The 12,794-nt window shown below is 63.0% G+C and carries 12 protein-coding genes and 2 pseudogenes; 9 read left to right on the forward strand and 5 right to left on the reverse strand.

Annotated elements, in window-relative coordinates; all coding sequences use genetic code 11:
- Nucleotides 1-376: 376 nt before the first annotated feature.
- Nucleotides 377-2,668 (reverse strand): FdhF/YdeP family oxidoreductase, encoded by a 2,292-nt coding sequence (locus OKW26_RS19180; RefSeq protein ID WP_429354788.1) that lies wholly within the window; start codon nt 2,666-2,668, stop codon nt 377-379.
- A 137-nt stretch (nt 2,669-2,805) separates the two neighbouring features.
- Between OKW26_RS19180 and OKW26_RS19185 the strand changes: the two genes are divergently transcribed.
- Complete coding sequence (locus tag OKW26_RS19185) at nt 2,806-2,976, forward strand: hypothetical protein (RefSeq protein ID WP_429354789.1); 171 nt, start codon at nt 2,806-2,808, stop codon at nt 2,974-2,976.
- Between the two features lie 146 nt (nt 2,977-3,122).
- The gene (locus OKW26_RS19190) at nt 3,123-3,638 is read left to right on the forward strand and encodes a hypothetical protein (protein ID WP_184059265.1); all 516 of its coding nucleotides are present in this window, start codon (nt 3,123-3,125) and stop codon (nt 3,636-3,638) included.
- 199 nt (nt 3,639-3,837) lie between these two features.
- On the opposite strand, the gene OKW26_RS19195 is transcribed toward OKW26_RS19190, so the two are convergent.
- Together OKW26_RS19195 and OKW26_RS19200 are read right to left on the reverse strand one after the other, a co-directional pair.
- Nucleotides 3,838-4,701 carry an MBL fold metallo-hydrolase gene (locus OKW26_RS19195; RefSeq protein WP_429354790.1) on the reverse strand — a complete coding sequence of 288 codons (864 nt, stop codon included), beginning with the start codon at nt 4,699-4,701 and terminating at the stop codon, nt 3,838-3,840.
- A gap of 104 nt (nt 4,702-4,805) precedes the next feature.
- A pseudogene (locus OKW26_RS19200) lies at nt 4,806-5,407 on the reverse strand (globin domain-containing protein); the annotation flags it as partial.
- Nucleotides 5,408-6,365: 958 nt separating this feature from the next.
- On the opposite strand from OKW26_RS19200, the gene OKW26_RS19205 reads away from it, so the two are divergent.
- The 3 genes from OKW26_RS19205 (at nt 6,366) to OKW26_RS19215 (ending at nt 7,695) form a co-directional block, all read left to right on the forward strand.
- Nucleotides 6,366-6,617, forward strand: coding sequence for a hypothetical protein (locus OKW26_RS19205; RefSeq protein WP_429354791.1), 252 nt, complete (start codon nt 6,366-6,368; stop codon nt 6,615-6,617).
- A gap of 70 nt (nt 6,618-6,687) precedes the next feature.
- The gene (locus tag OKW26_RS19210; RefSeq protein ID WP_260321081.1) at nt 6,688-7,029 is read left to right on the forward strand and encodes a hypothetical protein; all 342 of its coding nucleotides are present in this window, start codon (nt 6,688-6,690) and stop codon (nt 7,027-7,029) included.
- Nucleotides 7,030-7,095: 66 nt separating this feature from the next.
- Nucleotides 7,096-7,695 (forward strand): hemerythrin domain-containing protein, encoded by a 600-nt coding sequence (locus OKW26_RS19215; protein ID WP_184059153.1) that lies wholly within the window; start codon nt 7,096-7,098, stop codon nt 7,693-7,695.
- A 42-nt stretch (nt 7,696-7,737) separates the two neighbouring features.
- On the opposite strand, the gene OKW26_RS19220 is transcribed toward OKW26_RS19215, so the two are convergent.
- Nucleotides 7,738-8,079: a hypothetical protein gene (locus OKW26_RS19220; protein ID WP_244144713.1), complete on the reverse strand. Its 342-nt coding sequence runs from the start codon at nt 8,077-8,079 to the stop codon at nt 7,738-7,740.
- A gap of 309 nt (nt 8,080-8,388) precedes the next feature.
- Complete coding sequence (locus OKW26_RS19225) at nt 8,389-9,375, reverse strand: hypothetical protein (RefSeq protein WP_184059269.1); 987 nt, start codon at nt 9,373-9,375, stop codon at nt 8,389-8,391.
- Nucleotides 9,376-9,723: 348 nt separating this feature from the next.
- Here OKW26_RS19225 and OKW26_RS19230 point away from each other — a divergent pair, with 348 nt between their 5' ends.
- The 4 genes and pseudogenes from OKW26_RS19230 to OKW26_RS19245 all read left to right on the forward strand — a co-directional run.
- Nucleotides 9,724-10,128, forward strand: coding sequence for a DUF427 domain-containing protein (locus OKW26_RS19230; protein WP_184059155.1), 405 nt, complete (start codon nt 9,724-9,726; stop codon nt 10,126-10,128).
- A gap of 17 nt (nt 10,129-10,145) precedes the next feature.
- The gene (locus tag OKW26_RS19235) at nt 10,146-10,490 is read left to right on the forward strand and encodes a hypothetical protein (protein ID WP_184059157.1); all 345 of its coding nucleotides are present in this window, start codon (nt 10,146-10,148) and stop codon (nt 10,488-10,490) included.
- 268 nt (nt 10,491-10,758) lie between these two features.
- Nucleotides 10,759-12,429 (forward strand): alkaline phosphatase family protein, encoded by a 1,671-nt coding sequence (locus tag OKW26_RS19240; protein ID WP_429354792.1) that lies wholly within the window; start codon nt 10,759-10,761, stop codon nt 12,427-12,429.
- A 187-nt stretch (nt 12,430-12,616) separates the two neighbouring features.
- A pseudogene (locus tag OKW26_RS19245) lies at nt 12,617-12,787 on the forward strand (MAPEG family protein); the annotation flags it as partial.
- Nucleotides 12,788-12,794: the final 7 nt, after the last annotated feature.

The raw sequence follows: 12,794 nt of genomic DNA on the forward strand, positions 1-12,794 counted from the left end.
TCGATGAGGCGCGCGCACAGGTCGCGGACATCACGCATGGACTGCGTGTCGCGTGCGAGGGCTGCCGACGCGATGAAACGGACGATGCCGGGTTGCCGGCAAATCGAACCACAGCCCGGAGGCGGCGATGGAATGCCATGAGCGCTTCTGGAGAAACGTTGTCCCCGAATCCGTAGGGGACGTCGCAGTATCCGAACACTATGTGGCGTCGTGCGCTGTCCTTCAATGGGTAACGGACATCACGCGTTGCGGGCCGCGGGCCCGACTATGATGGAGATGGGCACGCGCTTATCATGCCCTTCACGCGCTGCCCGGGTGTAATTCAGCGGCCGGCACAGGTAACGATGCCGGCCTCTTTGTATCCACGAAGCACTGATCACCGCGTGGCCGCCAGTACGCGCACCGGAATCGACTTCGCGCCCGGCACCTTGCTCTCTTTCGCGTAGTGCCATAGCGGCAGCAGCGGATTGCATTCCGGGTAATAGCCGCCGATGCATCCCTGCGGCACGTCGAACGGCACGACGGTCAGTCCGTCGACGTGCCGCTCGACGCCGTCGTCCGCGATCGTCTCGAGGCAGATGCGGTCGCCGTGCGCGAGTCCGCGCTTCTCCATGTCGGCCCGATTCATCAGAATCACCATGCGCGAACCCTTGATGCCTCTGAAGCGGTCGTCGAGGCCATAGATGGTCGTGTTGAACTGGCTGTCGCTGCGCAAGGTCATCAACCGCAGCGAATCGGGCTCACGCGCGGGCATGTCCGGATCTTCGCCGATCGAAGTCGGCACCATGAATTCGGCCTTGCCGCTTTTGGTCTTCCACTTGCGCTCCCGCGCCGGCAGCGGCCGGATCACGCCGCCGGGTGTCCACATACGCGCCTCGAAATCACCGAACATCTCGGGCCATGTCTTCGACATCTCCAGACGCACGCGCGAATAGTCGTCGCGCCATGCATCCCAGTCGACGCTCGAGCGCTCGCCGAGCGTCGCCTTCGCGATGCCCGCGACGATGAACGGCTCCGAGCGGATCGTCGGCGCGGCCGGTTCGGCCATGCCACGCGAGCCATGAAAGTGCGCCGTGCTGTCTTCCATCGACACCGCCTGCGCGCCGCCCGCCTGCCGGTCGATCTCGATGCGGCTCAGACACGGCAGCAGATACGAGCGCTGGCCGTGCACCAGGTGGCTGCGATTGAGCTTGGTCGCCACGTTGACGGTCAACCCGAGCGCGGCCCACGCCGGTTCGGTGCGCACCCGGTCGGGCACCGAGCGCACGAGGTTGCCGCCGAGGTTGATCATCGCGTTGACCTTGCCGTCGAGCATCGCCTCGAAGGCCTCGACGATGTTCATGCCTTTCTCGCGCGGCGGCTCGAACGAAAACTGTCTGGCCAATTGATCGAGCGGCGCGAGCTCCGGCTTTTCGGTAATGCCGACCGTGCGCTGCCCCTGCACGTTCGAATGCCCGCGCACCGGCGACGGCCCCGCGCCCGGCTTGCCGATATTGCCGCGCAGCAGCAGCAGATTGCACAGCATGCGCACGTTCTGCACGCCCATCCGATGCTGCGTGAGACCCATGCCGTAATGGATGATCACCGCGTTTGCCTTCATGTACTCGCCGGCGGCTGCCTGGAGCGCGTCGCGCGGCAATCCGCTCACTCGCTCGATGTCGTCCCAGTTCGCGTCGCGCGCGTACTGAGCGAATTGCTCGTAGCCGTTCGTATGCTCGCGGATGAAACCGACGTCGACGACGCGCGCGTCGCCCGTGCTCACCGCGCGATCGTCCGCTTCGATGACGAGCTTGCAGATGCCGAGGATCGCGGCGGTATCGCCACCCGTCTTCACCTGGTGGTATTGCGTGCTGATCTGCGTATCGCTGGGTGTGAGCATCTCCAATGCTGACTGCGGGTTTGCGAATTGCAGCAGCCCCGGCTCGCGTAGCGGATTGAACGTGATGATCGGCACGCCGCGTTTGCGCGCGTCCTGCAACTGATGCAGCATGCGCGGGCTATTGGTGCCGACGTTCTGGCCGAAGAAAAACATCAGGTCGGTCTTCTCGAAGTCGTCGAGCGAGACCGTACCGACGCCCACGCCAATCGCTTCCTTGAGGCCGACGCTGGTGCTTTCGTGGCACATGTTCGAGCTGTCGGGCAGATTGTTGGTGCCGTACATGCGCGCGAAAAGCTGCAGCATGTACGAGGTTTCCAGTGAAGCGCGGCCCGACGTGTAGAACACCACGCTGGCCGGGTCCAGCGTGCGCAGCTCGGCGCCGATCGCATCGAATGCTTGCTGCCACGGCACCGGCACGTAGCGGTCGGTAGCCGGGTCGTAGCGCAGCGGCTCGGTCAACCGCCCCGCTTCCTCGAGATCGTGGTCGTGCCATTTGGCGAGCTCGCTGACCGTGTGGACCTCGAAGAAATCGGGCGTTACGCGTTTGGCCGTCAGATCCCACGCGGTCGCTTTCGCACCGCTTTCGCAAAACTCGAACATATGCGGATCGGCCGGCTTCGCCCACGAGCAGCTGACACACATGAAACCGTCGGGCTTGTTCTGATGCATCAGAACCTGGCTATCCTTCAGCGGCGCTTTTTCCTGCAGCAGGATTGTCGCAACCGCCTTGACCGACCCCCATCCGCCCGACGCGTAGGGATACGCGTCGCTCTTGTCTTCCTTGTTCATGAGTCCACCCGTTTGGCCGTAAATATCACGTCATGACGTATCAGCACATCGCGTTCCCGGCTGCGGTGCCGCGTCGCGGTACGATGTTTGCTGCGTCGCAGGCTGACTCGCCGTGCCGCAAGCCAACCGCCAACTTCATGACCGACACCTCCATCCCGCGCGACACGTCCGACCGTCTGAACGCGATGCGCAGTACGTTGCGCGAAGTGTTCGGGATCAGCCGGCTGCGCCCGGGCCAACGGGACATCATCCGCAGCGTCATTGCGGGCGCGTTCCCGGCAACGCATCGAACTCGTCGTCGTCGATGAACCGCACTACGTATCGCAGTGGGACCACGATTTTCGGCCGGCATTCCTGCGCATCGTCCGCGCGGAACGCGCCAAGCTGCTCCTCGCGCGTACCGCTGTCCGCGATCATGGGGCGTGCGTTTGCGCGCCCGAACCGGAGCCCTGCCATGAAAACGCTCGAGTACAAAATCGGTTCTCCGTGGTATCAGGCCACCCGTGCGACGCTACGCCGAGCCGTCCCATCGGGGCTGTTGGCCGGCTGCATGTCGGCGGCAACAGCCGCGGCGGCATCCACGGACGCATCGGGCAGCCCGCTCGCGCCGATCAATGCCGTCACCCACTGCCTGTGGCCGCAACGCGCGCTGCGTGAACGCGGCTTCAGCATCCGGCATACGGTGACCGGCTTCGCGATCCATCAGGCAGCCGCGATCTTCTGGGCAATGATGTTCGAGCAACTGGTTGACCGGATGGCCGGCCCCGACCCGTCGCGACGGCCCGGCGCGACCGCGGTGGCCGCGGCCACGACCGTGGCGAGCGCGTATGTGGTCGACTACAAGGTGGTGCCCAACAGGCTTACCCCTGGATTCGAGGCGCACCTGTCGTGCCGCTCGCTCGGGAACGTCTACGTGGCGCTCGGCGCGGGCCTGCTCGCGGCCGCGCTGCTGCGGCGGCCGGATCGATGAAATGCGCTCGCGCAAAAAAGAGCCACCAGCCTTCAACCGGCATGGTCGCCGCAAGCGCATTTGAGAACGATGTCCCCTGGAATCCAAACGGAGGACAAAGGCAGTATAGGAAACGCGCCCCGCCGCGCACGGTGCCTCGGCCAGGCGCAAGACGTGAGCGATCCGCGAAGCACCGGGGGCGCGCGCAAGCCTGCGAGCATCACACCATCTGCTCCGCCGGCACCGCCACCGAACGTCCCGCGAGCCGCTCGAATTCGTCGACGTCGTGGCTGCAAAAAATCGTCAACGCGGGGCTCGCCCGCTTCGCCAGATCACGCAGGCGGCGCTGGTTGTACAGTCGCGCCGCGCGATCCTTTTCGAGCATCCACTGATAGAAGCGCAAACCGGGTGCGCAATGCGGGCGCACCGGGTCGAGCTCGCCGCTGTCGAAATAGGCGTCGCCCGCGAGCAGCAACCAGCCGCCATCGCCGTGTACCGCGACGCCCGCGTGACCATAGGTATGGCCTCGCAACGGCACGAGCGCGATCTCGCTCGCGAGTTCTTCGATGGGATGGACCTTGGCGAAGCCCTCCCAACGCTCGGTGTACTGCGGCGAATGTACGCGCCACATGTTCTGATACGACCACTGCTGCGGCCTGAAGCGCTGCCGGTCCAGCCACGTCTTCTGCTGCGCCGCGTATTGGCGCTCGCTCGCGAGCATGTGCACCGTCGCGTGCGGAAAGTCGTCGAGCCCGCCCGCATGGTCGGAATCGAGGTGCGTCATCACGATATGGCGCACGTCGGCCGGGTCGAAACCGAGCCGCTCGATCTGCCTGATCGCTGTCATTTCATTTCGGAACTCAGGCTTCAGCAGCCTCAGGAAGAATTTGCCGAGGCGCGAATAGGGATCGGCGACATCGCGCAAACCGAAACCGGTATCGACGAGCACGAGCCCCGCCGGACTTTCGACGAGCAGACAATGGCAGGTCAGATGCCCGCGGCGGATCAACGAATCGGGGTGGCCGTTGAACAGCTTGCCGCACAGCGGGCAAGTCGAAATGCAGTTCAGATGGTGCACTTTCATGCCGCACTCCCGGTCACGGTGACTGCATTCCTGCTTGTCGCTTCCGGGGCAGCCGTCGCGCGGCACGACCGTATGCGTCATTCAGCGAACAGATTTAGTCCGAACACCTCGACGTGATCGTGCAGCAGCGACGACACATAGCCCGGCGGCCGCCCGGCCTCGCCGCTCTCGCGCTTGACCGAAATTCGATAGCTATGGCCGTTCGGCACGTCGGACAAGCTGTATTGCCGGATTTGCTGCAGGCCGAGCGCGGGCACATCGACCGCGATGCCGATGTACTGGCCCGGCTCGAAGTTCGCGACCGGCTGTTCGTCCTTCGGTTCGAGAATGAACGACGTGATGACGCTGCTCTCGGGCCGCTTCTCCTTGACGACGAACGTGCGCCATCCGGTCCAGCCGCCTGGCTGCGATGCGCGCGTTTCGCGCAATTCGGCTTCCATGCCCATCAGCACGTCCGCGAGATTGCCGTATGTCTGCGCCCACGCGGAGATGATGTCGTCGGTCGCGGCGTCACCGAGCACGTCCTTGATCGCGCCAGGCAAATGTTCGCCGACGATCGGATAGTGCTCCGCCTTCACGTCGAGGCTCGCGTGCTTGTTGGCGCCTCGAAGTGCCGTCTGCAGAAACGTTGAATGATCGTATAGCCGTGCGCGGCCAGAACCGGGGCCGTGGCCTTGACGATGTCCTTGGTTTTCTGCGTGAGCATTTCTTTCCTCCTGCAATAGGACGACTGGTTGCCTCGCTCGTGCGCGTAAATGGTGGGGTGGAATTGTCCGATCGCGCATACCCCTTCAAGCGTATCCAGGCGACCATGCTCCTCCAACCGATGCTCGCTGTCCACAAGCTGAAGGCCATGGACACGCCCGAGCAAACGCGCGCCGCGACACGTCCAACATCGGTCGTCCGATTGCAGACGAACGCGGGCCGGTCAGGAAACGTGCCGTGCGCGCCGACACGCGCTGGGAGCGTTTCCGTCAAGGTCCGAAAAACGTGTTGCAGAATTTGCCGGCCACATTGCACGTCTGTTGACCCGAAGGCTGCACATTGGTGCGCTCGGCCGACGTCGCGCACCCGCCCATCATGGCGACGGCAAATGTCATCACGAGCGTTCCGCGCAGCGCTGCCGCGCGCCGATTCTTCGCTGCGTGAGTCGCGTTGCGATCACCATCGCAACGCGCGGATGCGCCGCGCTTGCGTGCATCGGTAGCGCACGAGCCTTGTCCGACATCAGGCATTTCGCTCTCCCTCGCGATAGTCACCACGTTCATCGTGCCACGCACAAAGGGATTTCCAACGAGGGTACCCGAGCGCCGGCGCGATCACCACACCGCCTTTTGCTATTTTGATCCAGATCAGAACTTGACCGGCTAACCGACGACGGCGCGAACTTCATTTGCACACGCTGTCATCACGACGTCACACCAACAGTCGAGCGTAGAAGCAATCCGGCGCGTCGGTTCGTCGAATGTGGGTCCCGCAAACTGCGGCGCGAGAGTGGACGGGGCGGTCCACAATGCGGCTGTCTCCGACGACTCACTGCGATGTACTTTTTTTTTTGCAAATGCGAGCATGCTGAATCCGGCGTTTTCGGACATGTCATCAAGCCGGTATGACTTACTGTGAACGACGAGTAAGCTGGAGATAACAAAACGGGGAGAGAACCTGTGAAAGCCGCGCGTAATCACAACGACGTCACAACGAAATTGACGCATATCAGCGCGATTGTCCAGCGCCTCGAACGACTCGTTCAATGCGACCGCGTCGACTGGCAGGGCACGGGAATTGCGACGCCGGCTTACTGGCGCGCGCGCATCGAGGCCAACGCCGAACTGCCGCCGGCGCTGCAGCCGCAAGCGCGGCTCGCTACGCTCGAAGCACGGAGCCAGCGCCGCTCGAGCGCGCATGGCGGCAATTAGCGCCGCGCCCGTCGCGCATGATCATCGCGCACCGGCACGATCACACACTCACGCGACGAAGGACATGATGATGAGGCGGACCTACGAATACCACGGGTTCACGATCGAGGTGACCGTCGAGGCGGATTTCACGTTGCGCCCCGCCGGGCGCGCGGCGGTACGCACACGCTACGCGGCGGTGGTTCACATCTATCAGGCGGGCGCTGCGGTCGCAACGTTCTCGCCGCTGCGCGTCGACATTGGAGGCAGCCGGCCGTTCGACACCGAGGCCGATGCGTTGATGGGCGGATATAGCGCGGCGCGGCGAATCGTCGACGACCTGTTCGCCCGTGCGGCGGATGCCGCGGACTCCGCGTTGAGCGCCCTCACGAGCAGCAACGCACTCCGCTCGCGGCAGCCGGCACCGCGTTGATCGATTGCTGGGCAGCGGGAATGGCGCATGCGGTATCCGCCGGCACCCTTTCCCTGGAGAAACGCCATGTCCAATGACGCCTCATCGCTGTCGCCGTCGATTACGTCGATGATCCGCCTCGACCATATGCACGTGCTCGCCGCTTCGCACCGATACCACGCGTCCACGCCGTGGTGGCGCAAACGCGCGATCGTCAACGGCGTGTGCGACGCGCTCGATATCCACGCGCAGCTCGAGGAGGAAATTTTCTACCCGGCGCTCGACCGCGCGCTCGGCAATGACGAGGCACTGAGAAAAAGCCGTCCCGAGCACGACGAGATGCGCGCAACGATCGCGAAGCTGCGCGGGATGGGCCCCGAAAACGCCGCCTACGACGGGCTCTTTTATCAACTGATCCGCGAAGTCGCTCATCATGTCGCCGACGAGGAAACCATCCTGCTGCCCGACGCCGAGCGCGTGCTGAAGAACGAACTGCAGTCGCTCGGCGCCGCGATGACGCGCCGCCGGATGCAGTTGCTCGGAGAGCGCCCGATGGACATTGCGGTGAATGCCGCGGGCACGTTTCCGATCGCCACGCTGCTGCTGGGATCGACTGTATTGTTCGCGTTGCGGCATTGGCTGCCGAGGTCGCGTCGCGCGGCACAGACGCGGCGTCAATGGAACTAGCACACACTACTGACACCACGGGGCGCCGCCCGCGATCGCGCATCAACGATTAGGGCGCGATGCACCCGGCGTGCGCCCGCGCCGCTGTTTCGTCTTCGCCGGTTCACCCGGCTCGACGAGCCCGGCCGCAACGCGGCGCGCGGTTTCGGCCGCGATGTCGAGCGCGTCGTCCCATGACACGTGGCCGCACGTCCCGCGTCGCTCGAAGATCGTGTGATGCTCGCCGCCACGCTCCGTCACGACCACGACCCACTGGAAGGCGCCTTCCGAATCCCGGATGACGGTCCAGCTTACGAGGAAGTCGGCAATCTCTATCTTCTGCAGGCGCATGTCCGGCTCGCTGTCGATCCGCTTCGTCGACCGGCTCTGTCCGAGTGTACGCATGGCACGAGGTCCTTCGTTTTGGCCCTTCGTTTTGGCCCTTCGTTTTGGCCCTTCGTTTTGGCCCTTCGTTTTGGCCCTTCGTTTTGGCCCTTCGTTTTGGCCCTTCGTTCAGGGCCTGGTTCTGCTACAACGTGCCCGGCAGATTGCCGCCGGCATCGGGCTGTTTCGGTTTGTCGTTCATCACGGCTCCCTTGATCGATTCATGTCTGGGCCGAGCAAGCGCTATACCGCATGGCCGCGCGAGAACAAGAAGCATTGGATCGCGCGCATGGGTTCGAGCCTCGTTGCTGGACCGGCAAGCTGGCCCGGCTAGAAACTCATCGCGAATCCGAACGACACCCCGTGCACGTTGCGACCGAACACATAGCGCACCATCGCCCGCGTACGGGTGACGATGACGGGATACCTGCTGCTGTCGAGTTCGAGGCCGACTCCCAGCGACGTGAGGTCGTTGAAACCCAGCACGCCGGCACTATCGCCGAAATAATGCGAGTAAGCGGCTTCCAGCACATAGCGGACCGGCCGGTCCAGCGCGTGCCAACCGGTGGGCGCGCGCCAGCGCGTCCATAGGCTCACCTGCTGCGCCATGGCCGAGCCCTGAACGGCCTCCGACGAACCGCCGAAGCTGCGCAGGTAAATATCGGTTGCCCGCAATTCGGCGTCGATTTCGTAGTTTTCGCGGTAGTGTTCGTAGTCGAGCATCAGGGAGCCACCATAGCCGTAGGCGTTCAGCGAGCCGTTTTCGAGGAACTGCAGGTTGCTGTCGGTGACACGATTGAAGAGGGTCTGCCCTACCTTCAGGTCACTCGAGACACGCCCAATCGTGCCGTTCAAGATCGGACGGAATACCAGTTCGTCCGTGATGCGGAAATCCCACCCCAGGCCGACCGTGCCACTGAAGGTGTTCCACTTCGTCGGCACCGCACGCTGCTGGGCGCCATCCGTGGCAATGAAGATCGGATCGTAGCGGCTGTAGGCGAGCGTGCCCTCCATGTACAACGGAAACGACCTGCTGAGGGTGAAGCCGCCGCCAAATTGCGTCTGCCCAAAGCCGGGATTACCCGTCAGGCCGTTGTTGACCGACAGGTTACTGGTCGTAACGTCCGGGACTGTCGTGTAGGTCATGATCGCGAGCACAGCGTCTGCGTGCTGCTTTACATTGCCGCCAATCACGGTATTGCTCGACAATTGCCTCGGCGCGACCTGTGCGTGCGAAGGGCAGGACAACAGGTTCAAGGTTAGAGCGGCACACGCCCCAAATGCGCGAAGTGACCAACACTTCCGAAGCGCCGGCATAGTCAAACAACCTCGCCATTTGTCGACGAGATTGCAGGCTCACTTGCAGGGTCATACACGGCATATCCAACGAGCATGACGCGCTCCTGTCAGTCGGCTGATCGTGTTCGTCTTCCGCGAAGTCGCCATCCCGTTGCACAAAAGCACGCGCACGCAACTGATGCAATTCCGACGGGCATTGCGCCGCTCACAGCACCTGGAAGGTCTGCGTTAGTATGTGATAGAAATACCTGAAAGGAAGTAGTACGGCAATACGGGCGATCTTCAGTCGCTTGCGTGGCGTTCGGCGACGAACATCGCCGTCGACTCACGAAACCTCGCAGCCCCACTTTCGCAGGGAGCCTCGTTATGTCCACTCATTCGGTCCCGAACGACAAACCCGTCAAGATCCCCGGCCCGGATCATCCAATCATGATCGAGCACCACCACGCGCGCGTGATCGTCATGGCAGGCGGTCACGTGATTGCCGATACGCACGACGCATTGACGCTGCTCGAAGCCCGCTATCTGGCCGTGCTGTACATCCCGCGCAAGGACGTCGACATGACCCGGCTCGAACGCACGGCGCACGCCACTTATTGTCCGTACAAGGGCGAATGCGCATACTTCTCGATTCCTTCGGCCGGCGAGCGCGGCACCAACGCGGTGTGGACCTACGAGCACCCATACGACGCTGTCGCGCCGATCCGCGAGCACCTTGCGTTCTATCCCGACCGCGTGGATTCCATCACGCAGGAGCCGGCCGCGCACTAGGCGAACGCGCGCGCGTCATGCCGCGTGCGGGCGCGGCGATCGCGGCGACCGGCATGGCGCGAGCGGCACGGACGGCGGCGCCGCCGCGCGGCGGCCGCTGCTTCCACCAATACTGCACGTTCGTGATGGCGCTCGGCCCCGACAGCGGTTCGCAAGGCCTGCTTGAACTCGGCGCGTACGGTTCGACGATGGAAAGTCCACTGCCCCACGTAAACCCGTCGCCTTTGCAATACGTTAAGCCCCGCATGCCACAAGGAGACCTCGACGAGTTTTGCTCGACGCTGCCGCCGCTTTATAGTCAATCGATCAAGGTCAGGCCGGTGCAGGTGACGGATCAGGCGTTGATTCATTCACTGGGATGACGCCTGGCGGTATTCGACTACCGACCGGCGAAACGGCAGGGGCTGCAATAGCCCGTGCCGTTTTTTATGCTTGCCGACTCGCGAAAAATCACGCGCGGAATCGAATCAGGTTCACAGCGCATGCGCGTCGAATGGATCACCCCAAGCTTAACAAGACCTTAACACCTCAGTATTGCCAAATATTAATTTCAGGTCACGCAAATGACTTTTTTACGGTTCAAATTCGTCCCGCACTACCCAAATTCGTTGTCAAACAAAAGGACGAGACATGAAACCGATCACGAAATGGAAGCGTAAGCAAAGCGCAATGTGCGCCGCCGTCGCACTACTCGCCGGGTTGTACTCGGCAGTCGCAACAGCCGGCGACGATCACGATCACGATCGCGATCGCGCGTCCGTCAAGCATGTGCTGCTGATCAGCTTCGACGGTCTGCATGAGCAGGACGTCGCGCGTTGCATCGGCGCGAATACGTGCCCTAACCTGGCGCTGCTCGCGAAGTCAGGCACCACCTATACGAACGCGCATACACCGGGACTGTCGGATTCGTTTCCGGGCCTCGCCGCGCTCGTGACCGGCGGCTCGCCGAAGTCCGCGGGGCTGTTCTACGACGTCTCCTACGACCGCACGCTCTATGCGCCTTCCGATACCCATTGCACGGGCCCGACCGGCTGGAATGTCGTCTTCGATGAAACGACCGGCATCGACGGCGAGAACGGCGGCGCGCTGATCCATCTCGACGGCGGCGGCGCGTTCAATCCGCAGGCGATTCCGCATGCGCTCGTCAATGGCGTCTGTACGCCCGTCTATCCGCACAACTATCTGAAGACCAACACGGTTTTCGAAGTGATCAAGGGCAACGTCAACGGCGCGCGCACCGCGTGGGCGGACAAGCACGCGTGGGGCTACGACTGGCTCAACGGACCGTCGGGCGCGGGCGTCGACGACCTTTCGCGCACCGAAATAAATTCGATCGATCCAGATACCAATACCTACTACCTCGACACGTACACGCACACGGAGAAGTTCGACAACTACCACGTGCAATCGCTGATCCATGAAATCGATGGCCAGGATTCGACAGGTCAAAAGAACGTCGCGGTGCCGACCGTGTTCGGCGCCAACTTCCAGACGCTGAGCGTCGCGCAGAAGGCCACGGTCGCGTCGGGCGGCGGCTATCTGGATGCGAGCTTCACGCCGGGTCCGCAAGTCGCCGGCGCGATCGCGTATATCGACGACGCGTTGGGACGCGTCGTGTCCGAACTGAAGCAACGCAATCTCTATTCGTCGACGGCGATCATCGTGACCGCGAAGCATGGCCAGTCGCCGACCGATCATTCGAAGCTCGTGAAGAACGGCGATACGCTGACCAAGTTGCTCGAAGCCAACAACTACCTGGATTCGGGCGGCAATTTCGGGCAGGCCGCTACGAAGAGCGGCAACCTCAACGACGGCACCGGACTTGTCGGCACGGGTTTCGTGCAGACCGACGACGTCGGCCTGATCTGGCTGCGCGATCAAAGCCAGGTGTCTTCGGTCGTGAAGACGCTGAAAGCCAATCTGAGCTGCAACGCACCCGGCATTTGCGCGGACGGCCCTCAGGCGTACATCCTGTCCGGCCCGCAACTGGCTAACCGGTTCGGCGACCCGTCGCGCGGCCGTACGCCCGACATCATCGTTCAACCGAACCCGGGCGTCATCTATACGTCGAGCACGTCCAAGGACGAAGAGCATGGCGGCAACGCGCCCGACGACAGCCATCTCGGCCTCGTGATGTACGTGCCTCACACGCATCACGCCGGGCAGGTCAATGACGAGCCGGTGCTGACCACGCAGGTCGCGCCGACGATCTTGCGTCTGCTCGATCTGAAGCCTGAGCTGCTGCATTCGGTCGCGATTGAAGGAACGCGTGCGCTGCCGGAATTCGATCACAAAGACTAAGCATGGCCGTAGTCCACGTATTTGAGTAGTAAGCTGCGCCGCGATCGGTGTTGGAACGATCGCGGCGCCGTCGTTTTTGCGGGGTCCAGCCGCGCGGACCTCGCGTGCCGGCCCGTGCGAGAATGGGGGCCGCCTGATTCTCGCCAAACAGGCGTGCGTCGATTGCCTGACAAGGAGCCGCATTGCCATGAACAACATTGCTCTCGGATGCGTAGCGGTGTTGGGGCTGCTGTTATTCGGCCTCGGCTTGTCGGTATCGATGACGCGTGTTCGCGAACGCACCAATGCGGGCTGCGCCGACGATCCGGCCAACCTGCTGCACAAGCTGGTTCGAGCGCATGGCAATACCGCGGAATGGTGACTTC

This window comes from Paraburkholderia sp. 32 (assembly GCF_050435345.1).
Lineage (GTDB): Bacteria > Pseudomonadota > Gammaproteobacteria > Burkholderiales > Burkholderiaceae > Paraburkholderia > Paraburkholderia tuberum.

Bases quoted from the DNA above. Each gene is read 5' to 3' on its own strand.
- OKW26_RS19190 (WP_184059265.1), top strand. From the start codon at position 3,123: ATGAAAACGCTCGAGTACAAAATCGGTTCTCCGTGGTATCAGGCCACC.
- OKW26_RS19195 (WP_429354790.1), bottom strand. From the start codon at position 4,701: ATGAAAGTGCACCATCTGAACTGCATTTCGACTTGCCCGCTGTGCGGC.
- OKW26_RS19230 (WP_184059155.1), top strand. From the start codon at position 9,724: ATGTCCACTCATTCGGTCCCGAACGACAAACCCGTCAAGATCCCCGGC.
- OKW26_RS19240 (WP_429354792.1), top strand. From the start codon at position 10,759: ATGAAACCGATCACGAAATGGAAGCGTAAGCAAAGCGCAATGTGCGCC.
- OKW26_RS19220 (WP_244144713.1), bottom strand. From the start codon at position 8,079: ATGCGTACACTCGGACAGAGCCGGTCGACGAAGCGGATCGACAGCGAG.
- OKW26_RS19235 (WP_184059157.1), top strand. From the start codon at position 10,146: ATGCCGCGTGCGGGCGCGGCGATCGCGGCGACCGGCATGGCGCGAGCG.
- OKW26_RS19180 (WP_429354788.1), bottom strand. From the start codon at position 2,668: ATGAACAAGGAAGACAAGAGCGACGCGTATCCCTACGCGTCGGGCGGA.
- OKW26_RS19210 (WP_260321081.1), top strand. From the start codon at position 6,688: ATGAGGCGGACCTACGAATACCACGGGTTCACGATCGAGGTGACCGTC.
- OKW26_RS19215 (WP_184059153.1), top strand. From the start codon at position 7,096: ATGTCCAATGACGCCTCATCGCTGTCGCCGTCGATTACGTCGATGATC.
- OKW26_RS19185 (WP_429354789.1), top strand. From the start codon at position 2,806: ATGACCGACACCTCCATCCCGCGCGACACGTCCGACCGTCTGAACGCG.
- OKW26_RS19225 (WP_184059269.1), bottom strand. From the start codon at position 9,375: ATGCCGGCGCTTCGGAAGTGTTGGTCACTTCGCGCATTTGGGGCGTGT.